The sequence below is a fragment of the Streptomyces sp. NPDC047917 genome (genome assembly GCF_043204345.1).
Lineage (GTDB): Bacteria > Actinomycetota > Actinomycetes > Streptomycetales > Streptomycetaceae > Streptomyces > Streptomyces sanglieri.
This window is the reverse complement of record NZ_JBIDCA010000004.1, coordinates 210,443-233,837: the sequence shown is the minus strand read 5'-3', so window position 1 is coordinate 233,837 and position 23,395 is coordinate 210,443. Positions and strand designations below refer to the sequence as shown.

Below are 23,395 nucleotides of genomic sequence, written 5' to 3'. Positions count from 1 at the left end.
GGCCCATGAGACTCCCCCCTGCGTTGCGTGTCCCGCTCACCGCTTCAGCGCTGGCGCTGACCGCGCATGTCGCCCCCGCCGGCACCTGGCTGCCTGGTCTGCGGCGCAGATGCTTCCCCTCCCTGGCCGGCCTCGGACACCCCCGCCACATCGCCCTGACCTTCGACGACGGCCCGGATCCCCGCTCCACCCCGCACTTCCTCCGCATGTTGGACCAGTTGTCCGCACGCGCCACGTTCTTCGTGCTCGGGGAAAGCCTTCTGCGCCATCCGGAGCTCGGCCGCGACATCGTCGGCCGCGGACACGAACTCGCCGTTCACGGGTGGACCCACAGCCGCCCATGGCTTCCCACCGTTGTGCGCGACACGCGCGAGGTCTCGCGCGCCGCCGAGGCGGTACAGAGGATCTCTGGCATCCGGCCGTTGTGGTACCGGCCCCCGTACGGAATCCTGACCGGTGGCCGCTGGACCGCGGCCCTGCACGCGGGCCTGAGACCGGTGCTGTGGTCGGCCTGGGGCCGGGACTGGACCGAGGGCGCGACCCCCGGGGAAGTCCTGGCGACCGTGCGCGGCGGACTCCGGGGCGGCGGCACGGTCCTTCTCCACGACGCCGACCTGTCGGGATCCGGCCGATGGCGGTCCGCACTGGCGATGCTGCCGGACATGATCAGCGGCCTCCGGGCCGAGGGGCTGACCGTCGGCCCACTCGTCGACCACGGCCTCCCGCCCCCGCGCCGGGCCGGCCCTGCACGCGACCCCGACGGGGACACTCCACCGCGGGAGGAACAACGCACCGCGTCCCTGCCGCTGGAAGACGGGCCGGGCTGACGATCGCCAACCGGCTTGCCGGGCTGCGGGCCACGGTCCCCATGGTGAACGGGCCGCGACCGGGACGGTCAGGACGCGGCGGGGACCGCCGTGTCGAGGCCGCGTGCGGCAACGAGCTGTGCACTGCCGTCGGCCAGCCGGTAGGACAGCCCGACCACGCCGAGGCGGCCGGCGGCGACCCGCTCGGCCAGGGCGCGGGAGCGTTCGAGCAGCAGGTCCACCGTGTTCTCGATGTGCTCGGCCAGGATCTCCTCGGCCGTTTCGCGTCCTGCGGCGCGGGCTGCCAACACGCTCGGGGTCACTCGTTCGACGACATCACGGACGAAGCCGCCCGGCGTCTGTCCGTCTTCCAGGGCGGAGCAGGCTGCGGCGACGGCGCCACACGAGTCGTGGCCGAGGACGACGACCAGGGGCGCGTTGAGGACGCTCACGCCGAACTCGATGCTTCCGAGCACTTCCGTACCGGCGACGTGCCCGGCGGTGCGGACCACGAACAGGTCGCCCAGACCGCGGTCGAAGATGATCTCGGCGGCCAGCCGGGAGTCGGAGCATCCGAACAGCACGGCGAAGGGCTGCTGGGAGGGGGCGATCTCGGTGCGGCGGGTGGCATCCTGGTTCGGGTGCTCGGAGGTGCCGGAGACGAAGCGCTGGTTACCAGCCAGCAGCAGGTCAAAGGCGTCGCGGGGCGTCGGGGCCGGGGTCTGGGTCTCAGTCATGGTTGCAGCCTACGAGGCGGCACCGGCCGCCGCTGTGACCGGTCTCGCCGGAAGGCGCCGGGCCGGGTGGCGCTGCCGGCCCCGGCGATACCCCGGGCGCAGGGCGAGGACGCTCTCGCCACAGCACCTCAGCGCGCGACGGCCCGCGCGTGAACGGCATCGTGGCCCAGTGGGGCGGCGCCGAGTGCTCGGCCGACCCGGACCAGCACATCCGCGGCGGCGTCCTCCACGGCTGCGCGCACACGCACGGCACGCAGGCGTCCGGTGCCGCCCTCGTCGCGAGGGCCGGCGTCCACGGCTGCCGCGGCGCCGTCCGGCAGCGCGTCGACCGCGGCCGGCCGGGCGGGGTCCGGGGCGACATCCGTGCCGCTTGTCCGAGCCGGTTGCCGCCCACCGGATGCTTCTCGCGGTGAGGCTATTACCGTGAGAGGTGCGACTTGGCGCGCCACATGGGTCACGACGGGAGGCACGGTGGGCGGCAACGACGACGTCGGCAATGTCGACAACGGATCCGGCCACTGCGGAGAGGCGCATCGCCGTCTGGGCACACTGCCGGATGATCTCCAGGAGAGGCTGGACGCCGTGATGCGGGGTCCGGCCGAGGCGGCCCTGCTGCTGGATGCCGTCATGTCGGTGGGCAGGGGCCTTGATCTGCCCCAGGTGCTGCGTCGGATCGTCGAGGCCGCGGTCGTCGTGGTCGATGCCGAGTACGGGGCCCTGGGAGTGGTCGGTGAGGGAACCCGGCTCACACAGTTCCTGCCGGTGGGCGTCACGGCGGAGCAGCGTGAGGCCATCGGCCCCCTGCCCGAGGGGCACGGCATCCTCGGCGAGCTGATCCGTCACCCCGAGCCGTTGCGGCTGGTGGAACTCTCCGAGCATCCGTCGTCCTACGGGTTTCCGCCGAACCACCCCCCGATGCACTCTTTCCTGGGTGCTCCCGTCCGGGTTCGCGACGAGGTGTTCGGCAACCTGTACCTGACCGAGAAGCGGGGCGGACGGGCATTCGACGCCGAGGACGAAACCGTGCTGTCGACGCTCGCGGTGGCGGCGGGAGTAGCCATCGAGAACGCCCGTCTGTACGCGGAGACGCGCGACCGCCAGCGCTGGCAGGAAGCCAACAGCGAGATCGTCTCGGCTCTGCTCGGCGGAGCCGACGAGGCACACGTCCTGCAGATGATCGTGGATCACTCCTCGCGCATCCTCGCCGCGGATCTCGGAGTGCTGGCACTGCCCGCGAAAGGGAAATGCCTCCGCGTGGCACAGGCGTCCGGGCAGGACGCCGAGACACACCGCGGTCTGGTCCTGCCGCGGGCGGGATCGTTCCTCGGCGCCGCCATGGACGCGGGCGATGCGATCACCAGCCTCGATGTCGTACATGAGCCGAGGTTCTTCGAGGGCCCGCCGCGATGGACGGGGCTCGGCCCCGCTGTCGCGGTTCCGATGGTCACGGGGGAGCGGACCCGTGGGGTGCTGCTGCTGGCCCGGGTACGGGACCGTCCCGCCTTCACCGGTGCGGAGACCGAGCCCCTGCTGGTGTTCGCCGGACAGGCGGCACTGGCGATGGAGCTCACCGCGCGGCGTGAGTCCGCCGAGCAGATCGCACTGCTTGAGGAACGCGACCGCATCGCCAGAGACCTGCACGACCTGGCCATTCAACGGCTGTTCGCCACCGGAATGACCCTGCAGAGCGTGGTGCGGCTCGTGGAACAGCCACAGGCGAGCGAACGGCTGTTGCGCGCGGTGGACGATCTGGACGAGACCATCAAGATCATCCGTTCCACCATCTTCGCGCTCCGCACCGGTGACACGGGCCGGGCCGGCCAGGGGCTCCGTGCCCGGACGGCGGCCACGGTCGAGCAGGCCGCCCGGACCCTGGGCTTCCAGCCGTCGCTGCGCATGGGAGGGCTGATCGACACGGATGTGCCCGCGGAGACCGCCGAGCAGGTGATCGCGGTGCTCGGCGAGGCGCTGAGCAACGTCGCCCGCCACGCACGGGCGACGGCGGCGGACATCTCGCTGGTGGTGGGAAAGGACCAGGTGAACCTGACGGTGTCCGACAACGGTGTGGGCATGTCCGGACACAGCGGTTCCCGCAGCGGGCTCGACAACCTCGTACGGCGCGCCGAGAAACTCGGCGGGGAGATGAGCGTGGGCGAATCCGCACAGGGCGGCACCCGGCTCAGCTGGCGAGTGCCGCTGCGGCTCTCCTGATGCCGCGCGGGTGCTTCGCGTGATGCCGCGCGGCTGCGCCGCCAAGCCGTACGGTCAGTTCTGATGGTGCCCGGCACTGGGCGGGGTGGCCTCTGTGGCATGTGCGGCGATCACTGCCGCCTGGATGCGGCGCTCGACACCGAGCTTCGCCAGCAGGCGGGAGATGTGATTCTTGACCGTCTTCTCCGACAGATAGAGGCGCTTGCCGATCTGGCTGTTGGTCAGCCCTTCACCGATCAGTGCGAGGACGTCCTTCTCCCGCGGGGACAGTCCCGCCAGCGCGTCGTCCTCCTCGGAGCCGGAACCGGGCTCCTCCTCGCGGAGGCTGTTCATCAGCCGTGCCGTCGTGGACGGGTCGAGGGTCGAGCGCCCGGAAGCCAGTGTGCGGACGGCGGTGACGAGGTCCGAGCCCTTGATCTCCTTCAGTACGTAGCCGGCCGCGCCGGCCATGATGGCGTCGAGCAGTGCTTCGTCGTCGTCGAACGAGGTGAGCATCAGGCAGGCCAGCTCCGGCAGCCGCGAGCGCAGCTCACGGCAGACCGTGATCCCGTCGCCGTCCGGCAGCCGCACATCGAGAATCGCGACGTCGGGGCGGAGCGCCGGGCCGCGTGCCAACGCGTGATCGGCTGTGCCGGCGTCGCCGACGACTTCGATGTCGGGTTCCGCGTCGAGCAGATCCTGCACACCGCGCCTGACCACCTCGTGGTCGTCCAGCAGGAACACGCGGATCGGCTTCTGCGCCGAGAACCCCGTGTTGTCGCTCATGGTGGTCCTCCTCGGCTCCAGGGGGTGCGCAGTCCCGTCTCGTCATCCTCGTCATCGTCCGTCCGTACAGGCGGACCGTGCCAGGGGCGAACGGTCCCGTTCGCCGGTCCGGTCGGGCCTCAGGGGGGGGGCAGCCCGGGAGCCGTACAACCGCGGCAGCCTTTCCGCGTTCCGTACAGGCGCCGCGCCACCGTCTCGGAGACGAACCCGTGCACCGCCCGGCCCGGCAACTCATCGGGCCTCCGTTTCCGACCGACGGCGTGCGCCGCCCGCCCGTTCCGCGGGACATGCGTGCTGCTGTTCCGCGGGACATGCGTGCTTCTGTTCCGAACGATATGCGTGCCTATGGAGGGACGCTCGGCCGACCGGCGCGACCGGTCGTCATCCACTGAATACTCCTCGTCGTCCACTCCGACGCCGAGAGCTCGACGGTCGAGGAAGAGGAAGGGGACGAGGTGGAAGCCGAACCTTCCGAGCAGTTCCGAAATCGCCGGCGGACCGGAGCACGCCCCTTCGGGGAGAGGCCATGGACAGCACCCGCTCAGGCGTGACATGGACGGGTTGGGGAATCGCTCCTTTCGGCGAACCTTCCGGTCCAGCGGTCACAGTTCCGCGTCGAGTATGTCCGACCACGCTGTGCCCTCCGGGCTCCCGTCGGGCCGGGGCAGCGACATCTCCGCCCAGATGACCTTTCCCTGCGGGGTGTAACGGGTGCCCCAGCGCTCGGCCAGCTGTGCCACGAGGAACAGACCGCGGCCCCCTTCGTCCATCGCGGCGGCATCACGCAGATGGGGTGAGGTGTTGCTGCTGTCGGCCACCTCGCAGGTCAGGGTGCGGTCGTACAGCAGTCGAACGGTGACCGGCGCGGAGCCGTAGCGGATGGCGTTGGTGATCAACTCGCTGAGCAGCAGTTCCGTGGCGAACGCAAGCTCGGACAGGCCCCAGTCGTCGGCCTGCTCTGCCGCGGCAGCACGCATTCCCGCCACAGCGGCAGGATCGAACGGCACGTTCCAGCCGGCTACATGGTCGGGCGGGATCGCCCGCGTCCGGGCGATGAGCAGGGCCACATCGTCCTTCGGCCGGTCTGGCAGGAGCGCGTCGAGGACTGCCTGGCAGCTCTCCTCCGGCGACCGGTCGGGATGGCCCGCCAGGGCCTGACGCAGCAGCTCGATCCCCACGTCGATGTCCCGGGTGCGGTCCTCGATGAGCCCATCGGTGTACAGGACGAACTGCGTCCCCTCCGCCACCTCCAGTTCGGCCGTCTCGAACGGTACGGAGCCCAGGCCCAGGGGTGGGCCGGCCGGCAGGTCGGGGAACGACACACTGCCGTCGGGCCGGACCAGTGCGGGCGGGAGATGCCCGGCACGGGCCATGGCACAGTGGTGGGAGACGGGATCGTAGATCGCGTACAGGCAGGTGGCTCCTGTGATCCCCGCGTCGGCGGTGGTTTCCGCCTCCTCCTGGTCGATGCGCCCGACCAGGTCGTCGAGGTGGCGGAGGATCTCGTCGGGCGGCAGGTCGAGTGTGGAGAAGTTGTGCACGGCTGTACGCAGCCGTCCCATCGTCGCGGCCGCGTGCAGGCCGTGGCCGACGACATCCCCGACGACCAGCGCCACCCGGCTGCCCGGGAGCGGGATCACGTCGAACCAGTCGCCGCTCACGCCGGAGAGCGCGGGCAGGTAGCGATGGGCGACGTCGAGTGCGCTCTGTTCGGGCAGGGCCCGCGGGAGCAGGCTGCGTTGCAGAGTCACGGCCATGGCGTGCTCACGGGTGTAGCGGCGGGCGTTGTCGATGCTGACGGCTGCCCGTGCGACCAGTTCCTCGGCCAGGGACAGGTCGTCCTCCTCGAACGGCTGGGGCTTCTCGGAGCGCCAGAAGTTGGCCATGCCCAGGATGACGCCCCGGGCCTGGAGAGGCACCGTCATGAGCGTATGGATGCCGTAGTCGATGATCGTCCGCGTCAGTTCCGGGTCCTGGGCGAGCCAGCCGGGTGCGGCGGACAGGTCCGGCACCAGCTCCGGCCGGCCGGTGGCGAAGGCCCGTGCCTGCGGCGTGGAGGGGAGAAAGTCGATCAGCTGACCGAGTTGGTACAGGGGATGGTCGTCACGGATGCCGTGTACCGCGGTGCGGCGCATGTCCGCGTCCGTGCTGGTCGGCTCGTCCCCGTGGAGGACCGGTTCGGCCAGATCGACGGTGGCGAAGTCGGCGAGCCGGGGGACCGCGACCTCGGTCAGTTCCGCGGCCGTGCGCACCACATCGAGGGTGGTCCCGATCCCGAGACCCGCGTCGTACAGCAGGCGCAGCCGCTCGCGGGCGTTCTCCGCCCTGCCGGACAGCACTCGCAGCTCTGTGGAGTCACGCAAGGTCGTGACCGTCCCCTGCGGGCCACCGTGCCGGTCGGTGGGCCGCTGGTTCACCGCGAGCAGCCGGCTCCCCACGAGGTGCACTTCGTCCGTCGCCGTCCGCCCCGAGCTCAGCAGCTCCACCATGCCGGGATCAAGGCTGGACAGGTCCGGGACGCGTCGCCCCTCGGCGTCGAGCGGCAGGTCCAGCAGCCGTCTGGCCTCGTCGTTGGCCAGCAGCAGCCGACCGTCCTTGCTGACGATGAGCACGCCTTCGCGCACGGCGTGCAGCACCGCGTCGTGATGTTCGTACATGCGATTCATCTCGACGGGGCCCAGCCGGTGGGTCTGCCGCCGCAGCCGCCTGGTCACCAGGGCCGTCCCGCTCGTGGCCACCCCGAGCGCAACCGCTCCCGTGCCGAGGATGATCGGAATCTGCCGTGCCACCACGCCGGTCACGCTCTCGGCCTTCATGCCGGCAGTCACCAGGGCGACGACTCGCGCGTGATCGTGGACGGGGACGATCACCTGCACCTCGCGGCCGAGCGGACCGTTGACCCTCTCGGTGTACACGTGTCCGGCCAGTGCCGGCGCAAGGGTGGCGACGGCCTTCTTCCCGATCAGCTCCGACCGGGGGTGTGTGTAGCGGACCCCGTTCGTGTCCATCACCACGATGAAGTCGACGCCCGCCGCCTTCCGCCCCGCCTCGGTGAGCGGCTGGAGCACTCTGGAGGGATCGGGAGACTTCAGCGCGGTCAGGAGACCCGGTGAATGAGCGAATGTCTGCGCGACGGCGACGGAGCGGTTTCTCGCCTCCGTAGTGCTGTCGTGCTTGGCCTGCACCACGAGCGCCAGTACCGAAGCGGCCACGAGGAGCACGACCACGACCACCTGCAGGGCGAAGACCTGGCCTGCGAGGCTCCGGGGGTGCTTGCCCATGAGTGACCGCATCTCTGCGCTCCGGAATCGGCCGAAACGACTAACCAGTGCCCTTTGTAACACCGCGAGGTCGAAGGTGCGTGCGGTCAGGGCTCGCTCGGGGGCGGTACCGCGCGTCGGCCCGACGACAACCCGGCAGCAGAGGAACCGGATCGGCGCGAGTACGAAACGGGCGGCTGCCGAGGTTCCTGGGGCGTCGCCCATTCCGACGACGACGCGGCCCGGCTCCGGCCGGCCGTTCGGTGCGGCCGCCGGGATCACCACGACCGGGCAACCGGGTCGCGCGGGATCCAGCGCAGGTCCGGCCATTCCAGGGGCTGGGTGGCGAACGACGTGGACTCCTGGTGGAGCGTGGCGGTGAGCAGAACGCGCTCCAGGGCCGGACCGGCGATCAGCCAGTCCGCGGGGCGGTCGCCCGGCGTGCTGAGCGCTGGGCCCGGCCAGGTGTACTTCCGCCTCGGACATCGCCGCCCCCTCTTCGGTGGGTGCGGCGTCTTCACCATCACATCCCTGCAACCGGGGCGGGAGGGGTCCGAAAGGCCCCGGCAGGGACCGACCGGCCCATGCGGAGCGGACCCGCGCAGGGCCAGCCTGGGGGGAGAACCCCACGGGAGACACAGGAAGAGGGGCGGCATCGTGATGTCACTCGTTCTCCGGCGCCCGGGACGGATCGCGTGGCAGGACGTCCCGGATCCGACGGTCAAGGACGCGGCCGGCGCGGTGATCCGCGTCGTGGGCATGCCGGCCGCCGGTCGGCTGCCTTCGTCCTCGCTGATCACCCACCGCTTCGGGCTCGGGCAGACGGAGGAGGCCTACGACGTGCTCTCCCGTGCCGCGGACACCGGCGCGCTCCAGGTGACACCGGAGGGACCGCGGCACACCGCGATCACCGCCCCGGCTCAGCCATGAGCACCGCGTGCGCCTGGGACTTCAACGGATACGACCCCGAGGCGGAGCGGACGATCGAAGCCCTGTGCACCCTCGGCAACGGCAGGTTCGCCACCAGGGGCGCCGCGCCCGAGTCGCCCGCCGACGCGGTGCACTGCCCCGGCACCTACGCGGCCGGGTGCTACGACCGGCTCATCTCGGAGATCGCGGGAGAACGGGTCGGCAACGAGGACATGGTCAACCTGCCCGACTGGACGCGCCTGCGCTACCGGTGCCTGCCGGACGACGGACCGGCGGGGGACTGGCTCACCACCGATCACCCGAGCCTGCGGCACCACAAGGTGTCACTCGATCTGCGCGGCGGCGTCCTCACCCGTCAGCTGTTCTTCCAGGACGGCCGAGGCAGCCGGCTCGGTGTCACCCACACCAGACTCGTCCACATGGGCGACCCGTATCTCGCCGCCCAGAGAACCACGTTCCACGCGTACGGCTGGAGCGGGGCCGTCGAGGTCGAGTCCGTCATCGACGGTGACGTCACCAACAGCGGCGTCGAGAGATACCGGGGGCTGGACGGACGCCATCTCACCGGCCACCACGCCGGAGCCGGAGCGGACGGCGTGGCCTGGTTGTCCTGCCTCACCCGTTCGTCCCGGACACGGATCGCCGTCGCCGTGCGCACGTCGTCGCGGCCCCTCGTGGCGGTGGGACCGAGCTGCACCGTGACCGCAACGGTCCAGAGCTTCAGGCTGCCGGTCTCCCGCGGGCACACGGCCGCGGTGGTGAAGTGCGCCGCCCTGTACACGTCGCTGGACCGCCCCTCGGGCGATCCCCTGCCGCTCGCCGTCGAGCACGTGTCGTACTCGGCGTCGTTCGAGGCGCTGCTGGCCTCCCACCGTGCGGTCTGGGAACGCCTGTGGAGCCAGGGAGAGTTGAGGGTACCCGGCGAAGCCGGGCGCATCCTGCGGCTGCATCTCTTCCACGTCCTGCAGACACTGTCCCCGCATACGGCCGAGCTGGACGTCGGAGTGCCCGCCAGGGGACTGCACGGCGAGGCGTACCGGGGGCATGTCTTCTGGGACGAGCTGTTCGTACTGCCCTGTCTCACCCTGCACTTCCCGGAAGTGGCGCGGGCCCTGCTCATGTACCGCCACCGTCGCCTTCCCGCGGCCCGCGAAGCGGCCCGCAGGGCGGGCCTGCGAGGAGCGATGTTCCCCTGGCAGAGCGGCAGTTCGGGTGCCGAGGAGACGCAGACGCTGCATCTCAACCCCCACTCCGGCCGCTGGCTGCCCGACCACTCGCACTTGCAGCGCCACGTCGGATCGGCCATCGCCCGGAACGTGTGGCGGTACGGGCAGAGCACCGGCGACACCGGATTCGTCCAAGGGCCGGGTGCCGAGCTGTTGCTCGGCATCGCAGGCTACTGGGGTGCCGCGGCCACGTACGACGCCGGTCGTGAGCGCTACCGCATCCGCGGTGTGGTGGGCCCGGACGAGTACCACGACCGCTATCCCGGGGCCGCCGCTCCCGGGATCGACGACAACGCGTACACCAACGTGACCGCGGCCTGGGTGCTCGCACGCGCGCTAGAGGTGTTCGGCGGGCTCCCCGAGGTCCGTCGACGGGAGCTGGCCGAGCGACTCGGCCTGGACGACGCGACGCTGAGCCGCTGGGAAGACATCTCCCGTCGGCTGTACGTGCCGTTCCACGACGGTGTGATCAGCCAGTTCGAGGGCTACGGCGAACTGGCCGAACTGGACTGGGACGCCTACCGCTCCCGATACCACGACATCCGCCGGCTCGACCGGATACTGGAGTCCGAGGGGGACACGGTCAATCGCTATCAGGCGTCCAAGCAGGCCGACACACTCATGCTCGGCTATCTCTTCCGCCCGGCCGAGCTGCGGTCCCTGTTCGACCGTCTCGGATACCGGCTCGACGACGAGACGTGGCGCGCGACGGTCGGCTACTACCTGGCTCGCACCAGTCACGGCTCGACCCTCAGCAGCGTGGTGCACGGCTGGGTACTCGCGCGGGAGAGAGGCCCGGACGCCTGGCGGTACTTCGAGGAAGCCCTGCTCAGCGATGTGGCGGACATCCAGGGCGGCACCACCGGCGAAGGCATCCACCTCGGTGCCATGGCCGGCACCCTCGATCTCGTCGAACGGGGCGTCGCAGGGCTGGAGGCAGGTCCGGACGGGCTCCGTATCGATCCCGTTCCGCTCAGGGAGATGCCGCGCTGCACATTCACGTTCTGTTACCGCGGGCACAGAGGCATCCGTGTCCGGCTCCTGCCGGGCCGGCTGGCGATCCGCGTGCCCGGCTCGCGGCTCGCTTCCCCCCTGACCGTCTGCCTGCCCGGTGGACGGCGGGTGACCGTGGCCGCGGGGGAGCAGCACTGGTTCCGCCTGCCGTGCGCCGACTCCTGACGGATCCAGCGCGGTCCGCTGGGCGAGACCGGATCGCTCGACCGTCCATCGGCCCACGCGTGACCGTCCGTCGGCCCACGTGTGACCGGGCACGGACCGCGGACATCAGTCCGTTTCGGCGGTCAGCAGCTCGCCCGGGTCGGTCACGACCACATCTGCGCCGTGGCGGCGCAGTGCGGTCGAATTGGTTTCTCCGGCCGTACGGTCCACTCCCACCACCAGACCGAATCCGCCGCGTCGACCGGCCTCGACACCGGCCGACGCGTCCTCCAGCACAGCCGTGTCCCGAGCCGGAACACCCAGTCGCCGGGCCGCCTCCAGGAAGAGCGCCGGGTTCGGTTTGCCCGGAAGCCCCAGCCGACGCGCTTCGTTGCCGTCCACCACACTCCGGAAGAAGGGGATCACACCTGCCGCGGTCATCAGCTCGGTCGCGTGGCGCGACGCCGAAACAGCGGCGCAGGGCACCCGCTCACGCCTCAGTGCGTGCAGCAGGCGGACGGTGCCCGGCCAGGCCGCGACACCGTGCGCACGCACGCTCGCGGTGAACAGTTCCTCCTTGCGGGCCGCGACGGCCCACACCGTGGCGGTGCCCGGCGCGTCGTCGGGATCGCCCAGCGGCAGATCCAATCCCCGGGAGGCCAGGAACCCGGCGGCCCCGTCCAGCCGTGACCGGCCGTCGACATGCCGGAGATACTCGGTCACCGGATCGAACGGGCGCTGCCCGCCCGCGGCCGAAAGACAGGCGTCGAAGGCACCCTGCCAGGCCGCCGCATGGATTCGCGCGGAATCGATGACCACGCCGTCGGTGTCGAAGACCACGGCCCGCAGCGAACGCAGGCAATCTGCCAGGGACGGTGTGCCGCTCATGACGGATCCCATCGTCAGCAAGCCCTCTCCATGGCAACACGGCCACCGTTCACGGGCGCGCCGAGCACAGGAGCGGCCTTCGGCGGCTGCCCCGGCGGACGGGGCGCCGTTGCCGCGCGGTACGGCGGGCGGCTGGGTCTCCCGCCGTACCGCCGTGAGCGTTTGCCCGACCCGCATGCCGGCGCGACGCTGGGAGCATGGTGCGCGAACCGGCTTCGGAGACACTGACCGGATGGGCCGTGGGAAGCCCCGGCCCGATCGCGGACGGCCCGCTGGTGCGTGTGCGACGAGCGGTCCCCCCGCCGGGGCCGGGTGAACTGCTGCTGCGGGTGGAGGCGTGCGGTGTGTGCCGCACCGACCTGCACCTTGCCGAGGGCGACCTGTCCCCGCACCGGGCGTCGACCGTTCCCGGTCACGAGATCGTCGGCCGGGTGGCGGCGGTCGGCGAGACCGTCACGGGTTTCCGGGTCGGCGACCGGGCCGGTGGGGCGTGGCTGCGCAGCACCTGCGGCCACTGCCGCTACTGCCGGGCCGGCCGTGAGAACCTCTGCCCGGCCTCCCTCTACACCGGCTGGGACGCGGACGGCGGTTTCGCCGACATCGCCCTCGTACCGGCCGACTACGCCTACCGGCTCCCGGAGGACCAGGACGCCGCTCTGCTGGCGCCGCTGCTGTGCGCCGGGATCATCGGCTACCGGGCCCTGCGCCGCAGCGCCCTGCCGCCCGGCGGCCGGCTCGGGATCTACGGCTTCGGGGCCTCGGCCCATCTGGCCGCGCAGGTCGCCCTGGCCGAAGGAGCGACCGTGCACGTGCTGACCCGTTCGGCCCGTGCCCGTGAACTCGCCGCCGACCTGGGTGCCGCATCGGTGGGCGGCGCCTGCGACCGTCCGCCCGAGCCCCTGGATTCGGCGATCCTGTTCGCACCGGTCGGTGATCTGGTGCCCGTGGCACTGGAGGCTCTGGACCGGTCGGGAACGCTCGCCGTCGCGGGTATCCATCTCACCGACATCCCCGTGCTCGACTACCGGCGCCACCTCTTCGAGGAACGGAACCTGCGCAGTGTCACCTCCAACACCCGGCAGGACGGCCGCGACTTCCTGGACACGGCCGCACGGATCGGCATGCGGGTCACCGTCAGCCCGTATCCGCTGAGCGGCGCCGACCGGGCTCTGCGGGATCTGGCCGCCGACCGGGTCACCGGCGCCGCCGTCCTCGTCCCGGGATGAGCCTCGTTCCGGCATCCTCGTCCCGGGACGAGCCTCGCCCCGGAAGTCTCAGGCAAGTTCCATACGTACGTCCACAACGCCTTCCACCGCGCGAACGGCCCGGGCCAGAAGCGGTACCAGGGAACGGTCCCGGAGCGGCCCCCGAACGGTCACGACACCGTCCAGGACAGTGAATTGCACCTGCTCCGGGGGAGAGAGTCCGGCGACGACGGTGGACCGGATCTCCTCGTCGATCTCCTCGTCCGGGCGCAGGAACACCTTCAAGAGGTCGCTGCGGCTCACGACGCCCTCCAGCATGCCGAGATCGTTCACGACGGGCAGCCTTTTCACGCGCTTGCGAGCCATGATCCGGGCGGCCTCGGCGAGCGTGGCGCCGGGGTGGACGGTGACGGCGGGACTCGACATCAGGTCCCCGGCCAGTACGGCATTGGCCTTGGACGCCGCCTCCTCCGGCCGGCCGGGCAGCTCCGGGTCGTCCTGCCGGAACTCCTCCTTCGGCAGCAGATCCGCCTCGGAGACGACCCCGACGACGCGGCCCTCGCCTTCGAGGACCGGCACGGCGCTGACTTTCCACTGATGCATCAGCTCGACGATCTCCTTGTACGAGGCCTCGCGGCCGATGGCCACGGCCATGTGGGTCATGACGTCACTGACGGTGTACGGGGATGCGGCCACCGGGTGCTCCTCGCGCGTGGCTCATGGGTGGTGGCGCGACGGCGTACTCACACGAATCCGCCGCTGCCGTGCGGGGCGTAGAGATCGAGCAGACGGATCCGGGTGGCCTGCAACCGGTGGGCGAGTACCTGACCGACCCAGTGGCCGATGGCCGAACCGAAGGCGGGGTCCGCGTCCATCATCATGCGTACGGTCGTCGCGTCGAACTCATGGGTACGGACAGGCGTCATCGCCTCCGCTCCGAGGTGCCAGATGCGGGGCTCGAACAGCCAGGCCCAGCCGACCAGTTCGCCGGAGCCGAGACTGTCGATCACCACCGGGGCACTGCCCGGCACACGGATGTCCAGCGTGACGGTGCCCGAGCGCAGGATCCAGAAGCTGTCCGCGTGGTCCCCTTCCTGGAAGAGACGGACCCCCTGGGCGAAATTGACCTCCTGCCCGACTCCCATCAGGCGGGCACGGTACGGGGCGGGCAGGGCCGCGGTGATGCGAGTCGGAGAACCGCTCATCGGTGGCCTCCTCTGTAGATTCCGGTGTCAGCATCGCCGGGCAGCCGGTTCACGGACAGGGGCCGTCCGGCCCCTGCCGCGGGCCCGTCCGGACCTCGGTGGGCTCCGCGCCCCGGAGCACCCGGCCGCCTTGTCGGCCGGGGCGCACCTTGCGCGCGATCACTGGACCGGACCGGACCGCCGCCCGGTCCCTCCACTATCGCCTCCGGCGCCTCGCGGGCCAACCGGACACCGGGGCGGCGACGAGCAGATCCCTTCCGTGGGGCCGGGGCGAGGGGCTGCGAACCGGATGCCCTGCGGGCATGGCGCTGTGCCCCGCACGACCGTGCTCGCCCCCGGCACACTGTCGGTGAGCACCGGTACCACGAGGAAGGCGCGGCCACCCTGATCGATGTCGGGGCGGGCCACCCCGGACTCCGGCCCGGCCGGGTTGCGCGTGCTCCGCTCCAGCACGCCGACCGCCCGGTGACCGTCGTACCTCCCGCGCCCTGATCAGCTGCCCTTCCCGTCTCGCTTCCCGAGCATTGACGCGTGGTCGGGGACGTATGTCTGAAGGTCCCTGGGAGGTCGCTGGTACCCGGTGGACGGAGGCCGCGGGGGCAGTTCGATCACCGGTGGATCGACCGTCCCGTACGGCACGGTCGACAGGAGATGAGCGATCATGTTCAGCCGGGCCCGGCGCTTGTCGTCGCTCCCGACGACGTACCACGGAGCCTCCGAGATGTCGGTGTGGACGAACATCTCGTCCTTCGCCCGCGAATATGCCTCCCAGCGGGTGATCGACTCCAGATCCATCGGGGACAGCTTCCACCGGCGGGTGGGATCCCGCAGCCTGCGCCGGAACCGCTCCTCCTGCATCGCGTCACTGACCGAGAACCAGTACTTCCGCAGCAGAATGCCGTCCTCCACCAGCATGCGCTCGAAGATCGGGCACTGGCGAAGGAAGCGCTGGTGCTCCTCCATGGTGCAGAAACCCATCACGCGCTCGACGCCGGCGCGGTTGTACCAGCTCCGGTCGAGCAGGACCACTTCCCCCGGGGCCGGAAGATGCTCGACATAGCGCTGGAAATACCACTGGCCGCGCTCGCGCTCGGTGGGTCGCGGCAGCGCGACGATCCGTGCCACCCGGGGATTGAGGTGTTCGGTGACGCGCTTGATCGTGCTGCCCTTGCCCGCCGCGTCACGTCCCTCGAACACCACGACGAGCCGTGCGCCTTCGGCGCGTACCCACTCCTGGAGCTTCACGAGCTCGGTCTGGAGCCGGTAGAGCTCCCGCTCGTACAGCGAACGCGGCAGCTTCCCCGGCCCGCCCGGACTCTTCTCGTCAGACATGGCACGACGTTAAGGAAGAGACGGCGTTCCGGCCACACGTGGATGCTGGTTCCGGTGGCCGGACTGTCGACGCCAAGGCGATCGCCGGGGCGAGCTCGCATCGTCGTCACCGTGCCGCTGTACTCGGACTGCCACGCACGGCGTGCCGCCGTACGAGGAGGAAAGCACAATGCCGTGGGGCCGAATGGGACGTTCGCCGGGGACCACCGGCCCCGGAGGCGAGCCCCGGTCGGCTCAACCGTGGGCGTCCGGTTCCTGGTCCGCTCGACACATGACCACTTCTGACCAGCACTCCTTGAAAGGCGAGTCACATGCACCACCGAACCGTTGCAGATCTCATGACCCGAGACGTTGTCCGGGCACGGCGTGACCTGCCGTTCAAGGAGATCGTCAGACTGTTGGCGGAGAACGACGTCACCGCGATGCCCGTGGTGGACGAACTGGACCGGCCCATGGGTGTGGTGTCCGAGGCAGACCTGCTGCGCAAGTCCGCCGACCTGACCGACCCGACCGGCCGGACACCCATTCCGCATCTGGAGGCGTGGGAGCGGGCCAAGGCCGAGGGGGCCAGGGCCGAGGAACTGATGTCGGCTCCCGCGGTGTGCGCGCGTCCGGACTGGACCGTGGTCGAGGCCGCCCGCCTCATGGAAGTGCAGGACGTGAAACGGCTGCCTGTCGTGGACGAGACGGACAAACTGCTGGGCATCGTCAGCCGCAGGGACCTGCTACGGGTCTTCCTTCGCCACGATGACGCCATCCGAGAGGAGATCACCCGTGACGTGCTGCAGCGGACGATGGGCCTCGCTCCCTCGGCGGTGACGGTCGAGGTCCGGCAGGGAGAGGTGACACTCGAAGGATCCGTCGAGTTCAAGAGCCTGATTCCCGTCATCGAGCGGCTGTGCAGGAGCGTCGACGGCGTGGTGTCCGTCGCCGGACACCTGGCCCATCGGGCCGGCGACGGACCGAGTACCCCACCTCAGCCATGAGGGACGACGGCGACAGGGCAGCGCGCGTGATGAACGGCGGCTTGTGCGACCGGGCCCAGGTGAGACAGGGCGGGGCGATGCTTGCGTCGGCCGACTGCGAGCAGACCGGCTCCATGGGCGGCCCGCACGACAGCCTTGGCAGGGCCTTCGAGAGCGATGCTGTCGCTCACCTCGACGAGCGGGAACTTGTCACGCCAGGGGAGGAGGATCTGGTGGACGCGCTTCTGCGCGTCCCGAGTGATTTCTTCCGTGACGTCGTGATCCACGCCCCAGGGCGCGTATGCGACCAGTGGCAGGCTTTGGCCGTGGACCGCTCTGAGGGCCACGCCTCGCGCTGAGGCGGTACCGAAGGCGAATTCGAGGAGGTCGTCGCAGGGGCCGTGCAGTTTCAGCGCCACCACGACGCCGCCGTCCGCCACCGGAGCGGGGCGGGGCCTTTGTTCGCTCGCTTCGGCGCGCACCAGGACCACCGGCACGTCGGCCCGTGCCACCACAGGCATGCTGATGTCTCCGAGGAAATAGCTCTCGACGGGCACCAGGCCGCGCGAACCGAGCACGATCATCGCGGACTCCGACGCCGCCCGCAGCAGCGCGTGTTGGGCGTCGTCGGCAACCAGGCTGCCGACAATGGGAAGGCCTGGGTGGCGTGCCTGGAGCTCCGCCCGCGCCTTGTGCACGATCCGCCTCGCCCAGTAGTTCTGATCCATCTCTGCGGGAACGCGGGTCGGCTCCGGCGCCAGCAGGGGCCACGCGTGCAGCAGGCGCAGCGTGAGCTTCCGCCGCTCGGCTTCATCGGCGCCCCACCGGGCAGCGGCAAGGCTCTCGGGTGAGCCGTCGAGGCCTACGGTGACGACTGTCTCCATGGCGAATGCCTCCGTCTCGTAAGGCTCGTAGGCGTTGGAATGACAGCAAGCGGGTCCGCACGTCCGGCCCATTGCGCCCCGGTGCTTTTGCCTGCACCAAGTCGGACGAGGGCGGGAGGGAATCGATTGTGCGAACATCCACGCCGACGCGCCGACAGCGGCTTCTCCTCATTCGAGGAGTACCGCATATCTCCTGGTGCCGCATGCGGACCCCGATGTGGTGGGACTCGTAGCGGAACGGAATCCGCACGAGGAGGGAGAGCGGTGGTCATTCCCCAGGTGGTGGATATCGACGGGTTGCGGGGCGCTCCCCGAAAGGGCGCAACGGGCTACTGGCCGGGCGGCTCGGCCCGACGCCCTGCCGTGCGGAGTGCGGTGCGTCGCGGGGCCTGAACACCGCACGCGTCGTTGCGGGAAGTCGGGAAGTCGGAAAGCGGGGAAGTGGGGAATCCGGACAGCCGGAGGAGCCGGCCCGCCGCACGAGCGCACCGGCTCACATCGGCCTTCGACGATCTCGACTTCGTCCTGCCGTCTGCTCTTGTCCACGAAGACGCATATCCCGGAAACTGCCTCCGGAACGGCGGCCACGCGCTTCCCGGCAGCCGGGAGGAGACGGCCGCCGGGCCTCGGGTGCACCGATCAGGAACCGGCCGTGCCTGCCCACACCCACGCACATCCGTGATATCTACATGCTCAGTTCGTACGTTCGTCGAGCCGAGACGGGAGGCCCAGCGGCAGCCGACGAACTCGCTCGGAGCGCAGGCTGCCCCCGATGGGGCGACGCCTGCGGCAACTTGGGGCGTGGCCTGAGAGACTTCCGTATCAACAGGCTGCACAGCCGCCGCGATCCGGCGGAGCCCCCGGGCGGGCAACCTGCGCCGGCGCTTCGTCACGCGGCCGACGACACCGCACGACCCGGCGCACCTGCGCCGGCACAGATCCGCGACATGTATGGAAGAAGCAAGGTCTCACATGAATACGAACCCTGATCTCGAAGTCCAGATCCGCAGTGGCGTACCCCACTCGGCCCGAGTCTGGAACTACTGGATCGGAGGCAAGGACCACTACCCCGTCGACCAGGAGCTGGGAGACCAGGTCATCGCGACCTACCCCCAGACACGAGACCTCGCCCTGGCTTCGCGGGCCTTCCAGGCCCGTGCCGTGCGGTACTTGGCAGGCGAAGCAGGAATTACCCAGTTCCTCGACATCGGGACCGGTCTCCCCGTACAGAACAGCACCCACGAGGTCGCGCAGAGCATCGAACCGAAAGCGCGCATCGTCTACGTCGACAACGACCCCCTGGTCCTGGCCCACGCCCGCGCTCTCCTCACGAGCGCACCGGAAGGCGTGACGAACTACGTGCACGCGAACATGGTGGACGCCGAACAGGTGCTCCAGGAGGCCGCGCAGACCCTCGACATGACACAGCCGATAGCCGTCCTGGTGCTGTCCACGCTGGGTCACGTCGATCCCCAGTCCGGCATCGACCTCATGCGGCGCTACATGGCTGGCACCGTGGCCGGCAGTCATCTGGTTCTCTGCGACACGGTCGCCACGCCGCAGACGCTGGCCGCACAGGAGGCGTACGCCTCGGGGGACACCCCGCCCTATCTCGTGCGCCGGCCCGAGGAGATCCGCGCGAGCGCCGACGGCATGGAACTGATCGCTCCGGGATTCGGGTCCATCTCCCTGTGGCGTCCGAGCCCGGAGGAGGAAGTGGCTGAGCCCGTCGACCAGTGGGGGTTCGTCGCCCGCAAGTGATATCCGGCCCCACCCCCGGTCCGGGGCACCGGATGGACACCACGGACCGAATGGGTCCTGATGAACCGAATTCCGTAGCCAGGGCCAGGGCGATGGGGAATCTTCGGCCGGCACGACGATCTCTTCTGCACCCGCAGACAAGTCCGAGAGAGCAGCTTTCCCATGTTCCAAGATACTCCGATCTTCAACCTCCTTGTGCAGGAAAAGGGCAATGTTCCAGACGATGTTCGTGGAACGGCCCAGCGGATAGAACGAGACCTGCAACAGGTCATACCGTCGATACAGCCTCCCGTGCACGCCGGCGCGGCCCAGCGCGGGCACGCCTTCCAACTGGGCATCTGACTGCATGACAGCAGGTCTCGGCGGCGAGGGTGAAGCCCATCGCCGGGCGCTCCTTCATCCGACGGCAGACCGGCCGCGAAGGGCGTCGCCGACCGGCTTCGGTGGATCGATCACGGGGCGGGCGGGCAGGAGCCCCGGGCTGGGGCGTTGCTCTCCCCGTCCGGGGCTCCTGGAGCCCGGTCCCGCAGCCGCAGCCGGAGGCTGACGTGGCCCGCGCGGTCGGGTCGCCCCCGCGGACGCTCAACGTGGCGAGGCTCCGGGCCCGCCGAACCACGCCCGGGTTTCCGGCTGGTTGGGCCGGACGAGGGCGAGGATCGCGGGCACCAGCCATGCGATCCCGAGGAGGGGCATCACCTCGAAGAACACCACGGTGAAGGGCAGTGCCGTCCAGCCGTAGACGAAGGCCGAGGTCCGCAGGGCAGGGTTGCGGGTGGGGAACTTGACGGCGGTGGCGATGCCCCAGGCCGCGACGGCCAGCACCAGGATCCCGGCGAGGACAACCTGCCCCGAATGCTCCTCGCCCGCCGTCCGGCCCCACGGATTCGGCTCGCCCTCGCCCCAGATCGACGTGGCGATCTCCACGCTGTTGCTCACCAGGGCGAGCCCGAGGACGGCCTGGATGCCACCGAGGACCATCATCAGCACCCGTAACTTCCGTACCGGGTCGGGCATGGGGACACCGGAGGGGACGGGGGGACCTCCCGGCTCCCAGGACCGCCCCCGCCCCGGGCCGTCACCGCCGGCCGGACGGGGATTGCCGTGGGCCCGGCTGCGCTCCTTGTGCCGCCCGTTCCCGGGTCCGCCCGGATCATCGGATTCCATCCTGGCTCCCTCCCTGACAGGCGTGACACGCCCGGGCCATACTGCGGTTGCGCGGATCGGATGTCGAGCCCGCGGCCGGCGGAACGGAACAGGTGGAGGGACCATGGCTTTCGTCGATCCCGAGGGGGTGCCGTGGTCGGGGGACACATCGGTCCGTACGTGATCGTGCGCGAGCTGGGCAGCGGGGGCATGGGCTCCGTCTACCTGGGCCGCTCCCGTGCGGGTCGGGCGGTCGCCATCAAGGTGATCAGGGCGCAGTACGCGACGGACCCGGAGTTCAGGAGACGTTTCCGCAGAGAGGTCGAGGCCGCCGGCAAGGTGGGCGGCTTCCACACGGCGGCGGTCGTCGACGCCGACGCGGACGCCCCGCAGCCGTGGATGGCCAGTGCCTACATCGAGGGACCGACACTGGCCGAGGAGATCGCCCGGCACGGCGCGCTGGACGAGCGGCGGCTCTGGGCACTGGCCGCCGCGCTCGCGGAGGCGCTGCAAGCCATTCACGCCTGCGGCCTGGTCCACCGCGACCTCAAGCCGGGCAACATCGTCCTGGCCGAGGACGGGCCCCGGGTACTGGACTTCGGCATCGCCCGCGCCGTGGAGGGCACCCGGCTGACTGCCGACCGGGCTGCCGTCGGCACGCCCGGGTTCATCGCGCCCGAGCAGGCCCAGGGGCTCGACGTCAGCGGCGCGTGCGACATGTTCGCACTGGGTGCGGTGCTGGTCGCGGCGGCGGGCGGCAGCGCGTTCGGGGAGGGACAGGTCTACGGACTGCTGTACCGGGCGGTCCACGAGGACGCGGACGTCTCCGCGATCCCCGCGGATCTGCGGCCCCTGGTCGTCGCCTGCCTCCAGAAGGAACCCGGACTGCGGCCCACCCCCGAGGAGTTGCTGGTCGCCTGCGCCGGCCGGATCGACCTGACCGTTGTGGCACCCGGCGAACCCGCGTCCACCCCGCCGCTGCCGACGCCGCCGGCAGGGCCCCGGCCCCGCCCGGCCACTCCGCCCGCGGTCCCGGGGCAGGCCGCACTGCGCCGCCGCCCCGCCGCGCGCCCCGGATCCGAGCCGATCGCCTCCTACCTCCGCAACCGGCGGAGCCGCGGAACACAGATCCTGCGGAACGTGCTGATCACCCTCGCGTTCGCCGGAATCGCGGCGAGCGGTGACCTGCTCCACCTCGCCGAGGTGGTGAGGGTACTGTCCGGATTCATCGCCTTCCTGATGCTGCTGAGGCTCTTCGGCCTGCTCAGCCAGAACGACGGACTCGTGGTGAACGACCTCGGCATCGGCGTCGGATCCGCCGTGAACCTGGCGGTGCTGCGCTGGTCCGATGCCGAGTCGGTCGAGCTCAGGGTGCGGGAGACGGGGGACACCGTGCTCACGGTGCGGATGCCGGAGAGCCACCGGCTGCCCGTGGCCTTCCTGAAGCCGCGGTGGGTACGCGGGAGCAAGGACGGAGCCATCCACATCCGGACCACCCGGCTGGCTCCCGGTGCCGGCACGGCGCCGCTCGCCGACACCGTTCGCTTCTTTGCCACTCGTCACGACGTCCCCGTCACCGAGACCCACGAAGATTCCTGACGGCACACCGGGTGATCCGGCCGTGCCGGGGCTCGCTGTTCGCCAGGACCGGGCTGTCAGTGGGGGAAGTTAGGGTCACCACCATGGCCAACCGTTCATACCTCTATTCAGCGAGCACACCGCCGACCGCGGAAAAGAACCCGGAGAGGATCCGGTGCGTCTCCGAGCACAACTGGAGCATTCCGCTGGCGCACAAGCTGCTCGTCGGGCGCGGGACGAACATAGTCCCGTCCATGATCTGGAACAGACGCATCGGCATCGCCGCGGACTTCTCCGGAGGCTCCACCCTTCTCGGCGATCTCCTGCGCGTGGTCGGGCAAGGGCTCCCGGACGACCGTGAATTCGCCGGGTGCGTCGCGAGGACCACGGCCCATCTGGACAAGCAGCGCGACACGTACTTCGTGCTGGAGACGGGGGAGATGGTGTCGCTCGGCGACGAGGATCCCGAAGAGGCGGTGCGGTACCTGGTCGCGCACGACATCCCTGACGCCGTGGCCCGCGCCGAGGCGGCGATAGCCGGGAAGGACGACGCATGGCTCGCGTCCGTCCGGGCCGACTGGCAGGACCACTTCGCCTCGTTCTACAGCGACGCGCTCTACTTCTCGTTCCCCGGCGAGTAGAGCCGGCGGCGCGATGGTGGGCCCGGCCGGGCAGGGCTCCCGGCTGCCCCTCAGCCGGTGACGAGAGACGGGCCCGGTCACCACCGCCGTACTGGACGACACCTGCGGCAACCTGGTCCAGAACGTGCACAGCAACAGGTGATTCCCCGTCGTCAATTGCACGTCAAAGGTCGGACCCGCGGGATCAAGGAGCCGCCAATGGGGACGTCCGGCCCCATGAGAGCGGGCATAGCGTCGTTGCATGCCGTCCCGGATCGCGACCGGTCCGGGGCGATGTACCCGTCTCCACGAGGAGTGCCATGAACGACAGCCGGCCCGCCGAGGACCCCGACCCCCTTCGACCGAGCCGGACCGGAGCGCTGTACGTTCCGGTCCGGCCCGGGCCCGCGGGCCACTGCGCCCGACTCTTCCGTACGCCCCTCGGTGTGCGTACCGCCGTCGCCTTCACCCACGAGCGGCGACTGACCCTCACCCTCGGACCCCGCCAGCCCTGGATCCGCCTCTCCGAGCCGGCGGTACGCGCCCTCGTCGCGCCGTTGGGGATCGTCGGCCTCGTCGTCGACCCAGTGCTCGCCGTGCCGGGGCCCGATGCCACCGCCCCCGTCGTGAATCCCGCCCGGCGCACGGCACCCGCGCCACCACGCGACCGGCGGACGGCCGTCGTACCCGGCAGCAACCTCCTGATCGGCTGAGGGGAATA

At 70.6% G+C, this 23,395-nt stretch carries 21 protein-coding genes; 11 read left to right on the top strand and 10 right to left on the bottom strand.

Annotated features, from left to right (window positions below; genetic code table 11):
- Nucleotides 1-5 precede the first annotated feature (5 nt).
- Complete coding sequence (locus tag ACGF8B_RS10830) at nt 6-827, top strand: polysaccharide deacetylase family protein (protein ID WP_392736809.1); 822 nt, start codon at nt 6-8, stop codon at nt 825-827.
- Nucleotides 828-895: 68 nt separating this feature from the next.
- On the opposite strand, the gene ACGF8B_RS10825 is transcribed toward ACGF8B_RS10830, so the two are convergent.
- Nucleotides 896-1,543, bottom strand: a complete 648-nt coding sequence (locus ACGF8B_RS10825) for a carbonic anhydrase (protein WP_392736807.1) — start codon at nt 1,541-1,543, stop codon at nt 896-898.
- Between the two features lie 149 nt (nt 1,544-1,692).
- On the opposite strand from ACGF8B_RS10825, the gene ACGF8B_RS10820 reads away from it, so the two are divergent.
- Together ACGF8B_RS10820 and ACGF8B_RS10815 are read left to right on the top strand one after the other, a co-directional pair.
- Nucleotides 1,693-1,956 (top strand): hypothetical protein, encoded by a 264-nt coding sequence (locus ACGF8B_RS10820; protein WP_392736806.1) that lies wholly within the window; start codon nt 1,693-1,695, stop codon nt 1,954-1,956.
- A gap of 172 nt (nt 1,957-2,128) precedes the next feature.
- Nucleotides 2,129-3,754 carry a GAF domain-containing protein gene (locus tag ACGF8B_RS10815; protein ID WP_392737416.1) on the top strand — a complete coding sequence of 542 codons (1,626 nt, stop codon included), beginning with the start codon at nt 2,129-2,131 and terminating at the stop codon, nt 3,752-3,754.
- A 54-nt stretch (nt 3,755-3,808) separates the two neighbouring features.
- On the opposite strand, the gene ACGF8B_RS10810 is transcribed toward ACGF8B_RS10815, so the two are convergent.
- From ACGF8B_RS10810 to ACGF8B_RS10800, 3 genes are all read right to left on the bottom strand, one after another.
- Nucleotides 3,809-4,519 carry a response regulator gene (locus tag ACGF8B_RS10810; protein WP_392736804.1) on the bottom strand — a complete coding sequence of 237 codons (711 nt, stop codon included), beginning with the start codon at nt 4,517-4,519 and terminating at the stop codon, nt 3,809-3,811.
- Between the two features lie 602 nt (nt 4,520-5,121).
- The gene (locus ACGF8B_RS10805; RefSeq protein ID WP_392736802.1) at nt 5,122-7,812 is read right to left on the bottom strand and encodes a SpoIIE family protein phosphatase; all 2,691 of its coding nucleotides are present in this window, start codon (nt 7,810-7,812) and stop codon (nt 5,122-5,124) included.
- A gap of 245 nt (nt 7,813-8,057) precedes the next feature.
- A complete protein-coding gene (locus ACGF8B_RS10800; protein ID WP_392736800.1) occupies nt 8,058-8,303 on the bottom strand; it encodes a hypothetical protein in 246 nt (81 codons plus the stop codon).
- Nucleotides 8,304-8,439: 136 nt separating this feature from the next.
- Between ACGF8B_RS10800 and ACGF8B_RS10795 the strand changes: the two genes are divergently transcribed.
- Complete coding sequence (locus tag ACGF8B_RS10795; protein WP_392736798.1) at nt 8,440-8,709, top strand: hypothetical protein; 270 nt, start codon at nt 8,440-8,442, stop codon at nt 8,707-8,709.
- Nucleotides 8,706-11,114, top strand: coding sequence for a glycoside hydrolase family 65 protein (locus ACGF8B_RS10790; protein ID WP_392736796.1), 2,409 nt, complete (start codon nt 8,706-8,708; stop codon nt 11,112-11,114). Before ACGF8B_RS10795 ends, ACGF8B_RS10790 begins: the two co-directional genes overlap by 4 nt.
- A 105-nt stretch (nt 11,115-11,219) precedes the next feature.
- On the opposite strand, the gene ACGF8B_RS10785 is transcribed toward ACGF8B_RS10790, so the two are convergent.
- Nucleotides 11,220-11,981 (bottom strand): HAD family hydrolase, encoded by a 762-nt coding sequence (locus ACGF8B_RS10785; RefSeq protein WP_392736794.1) that lies wholly within the window; start codon nt 11,979-11,981, stop codon nt 11,220-11,222.
- A gap of 197 nt (nt 11,982-12,178) precedes the next feature.
- Between ACGF8B_RS10785 and ACGF8B_RS10780 the strand changes: the two genes are divergently transcribed.
- Entirely contained in the window at nt 12,179-13,207 is a 1,029-nt protein-coding gene (locus ACGF8B_RS10780) for a zinc-binding alcohol dehydrogenase family protein (RefSeq protein ID WP_392736792.1), read from the top strand.
- A gap of 48 nt (nt 13,208-13,255) precedes the next feature.
- Here the strand turns inward: ACGF8B_RS10780 and ACGF8B_RS10775 are convergent, their stop codons facing one another.
- From ACGF8B_RS10775 to ppk2, 3 genes are all read right to left on the bottom strand, one after another.
- On the bottom strand, nt 13,256-13,882 hold the full coding sequence (locus tag ACGF8B_RS10775) for a CBS domain-containing protein (RefSeq protein ID WP_392736790.1): 627 nt from the start codon (nt 13,880-13,882) through the stop codon (nt 13,256-13,258).
- 47 nt (nt 13,883-13,929) lie between these two features.
- Nucleotides 13,930-14,391 carry a cyclic nucleotide-binding domain-containing protein gene (locus ACGF8B_RS10770; RefSeq protein WP_342281766.1) on the bottom strand — a complete coding sequence of 154 codons (462 nt, stop codon included), beginning with the start codon at nt 14,389-14,391 and terminating at the stop codon, nt 13,930-13,932.
- Between the two features lie 492 nt (nt 14,392-14,883).
- A complete protein-coding gene (ppk2, locus tag ACGF8B_RS10765; protein ID WP_392736788.1) occupies nt 14,884-15,723 on the bottom strand; it encodes a polyphosphate kinase 2 in 840 nt (279 codons plus the stop codon).
- Nucleotides 15,724-16,034: 311 nt separating this feature from the next.
- Between ppk2 and ACGF8B_RS10760 the strand changes: the two genes are divergently transcribed.
- On the top strand, nt 16,035-16,709 hold the full coding sequence (locus ACGF8B_RS10760; RefSeq protein ID WP_392736786.1) for a CBS domain-containing protein: 675 nt from the start codon (nt 16,035-16,037) through the stop codon (nt 16,707-16,709).
- On the opposite strand, the gene ACGF8B_RS10755 is transcribed toward ACGF8B_RS10760, so the two are convergent.
- Nucleotides 16,700-17,572 (bottom strand): universal stress protein, encoded by an 873-nt coding sequence (locus tag ACGF8B_RS10755; protein WP_392736784.1) that lies wholly within the window; start codon nt 17,570-17,572, stop codon nt 16,700-16,702. The genes ACGF8B_RS10760 and ACGF8B_RS10755 overlap by 10 nt on opposite strands.
- A 972-nt stretch (nt 17,573-18,544) precedes the next feature.
- On the opposite strand from ACGF8B_RS10755, the gene ACGF8B_RS10750 reads away from it, so the two are divergent.
- Complete coding sequence (locus ACGF8B_RS10750; RefSeq protein ID WP_392736782.1) at nt 18,545-19,333, top strand: SAM-dependent methyltransferase; 789 nt, start codon at nt 18,545-18,547, stop codon at nt 19,331-19,333.
- 582 nt (nt 19,334-19,915) lie between these two features.
- Here the strand turns inward: ACGF8B_RS10750 and ACGF8B_RS10745 are convergent.
- Complete coding sequence (locus ACGF8B_RS10745; protein WP_392736780.1) at nt 19,916-20,347, bottom strand: hypothetical protein; 432 nt, start codon at nt 20,345-20,347, stop codon at nt 19,916-19,918.
- Nucleotides 20,348-20,629: 282 nt separating this feature from the next.
- Between ACGF8B_RS10745 and ACGF8B_RS10740 the strand changes: the two genes are divergently transcribed.
- From ACGF8B_RS10740 to ACGF8B_RS10730, 3 genes are all read left to right on the top strand, one after another.
- The gene (locus ACGF8B_RS10740; RefSeq protein WP_392736778.1) at nt 20,630-22,075 is read left to right on the top strand and encodes a serine/threonine-protein kinase; all 1,446 of its coding nucleotides are present in this window, start codon (nt 20,630-20,632) and stop codon (nt 22,073-22,075) included.
- A gap of 83 nt (nt 22,076-22,158) precedes the next feature.
- Entirely contained in the window at nt 22,159-22,695 is a 537-nt protein-coding gene (locus ACGF8B_RS10735) for a hypothetical protein (RefSeq protein ID WP_392736776.1), read from the top strand.
- Between the two features lie 299 nt (nt 22,696-22,994).
- Complete coding sequence (locus tag ACGF8B_RS10730; RefSeq protein WP_392736774.1) at nt 22,995-23,387, top strand: SAV_915 family protein; 393 nt, start codon at nt 22,995-22,997, stop codon at nt 23,385-23,387.
- Nucleotides 23,388-23,395 lie beyond the last annotated feature (8 nt).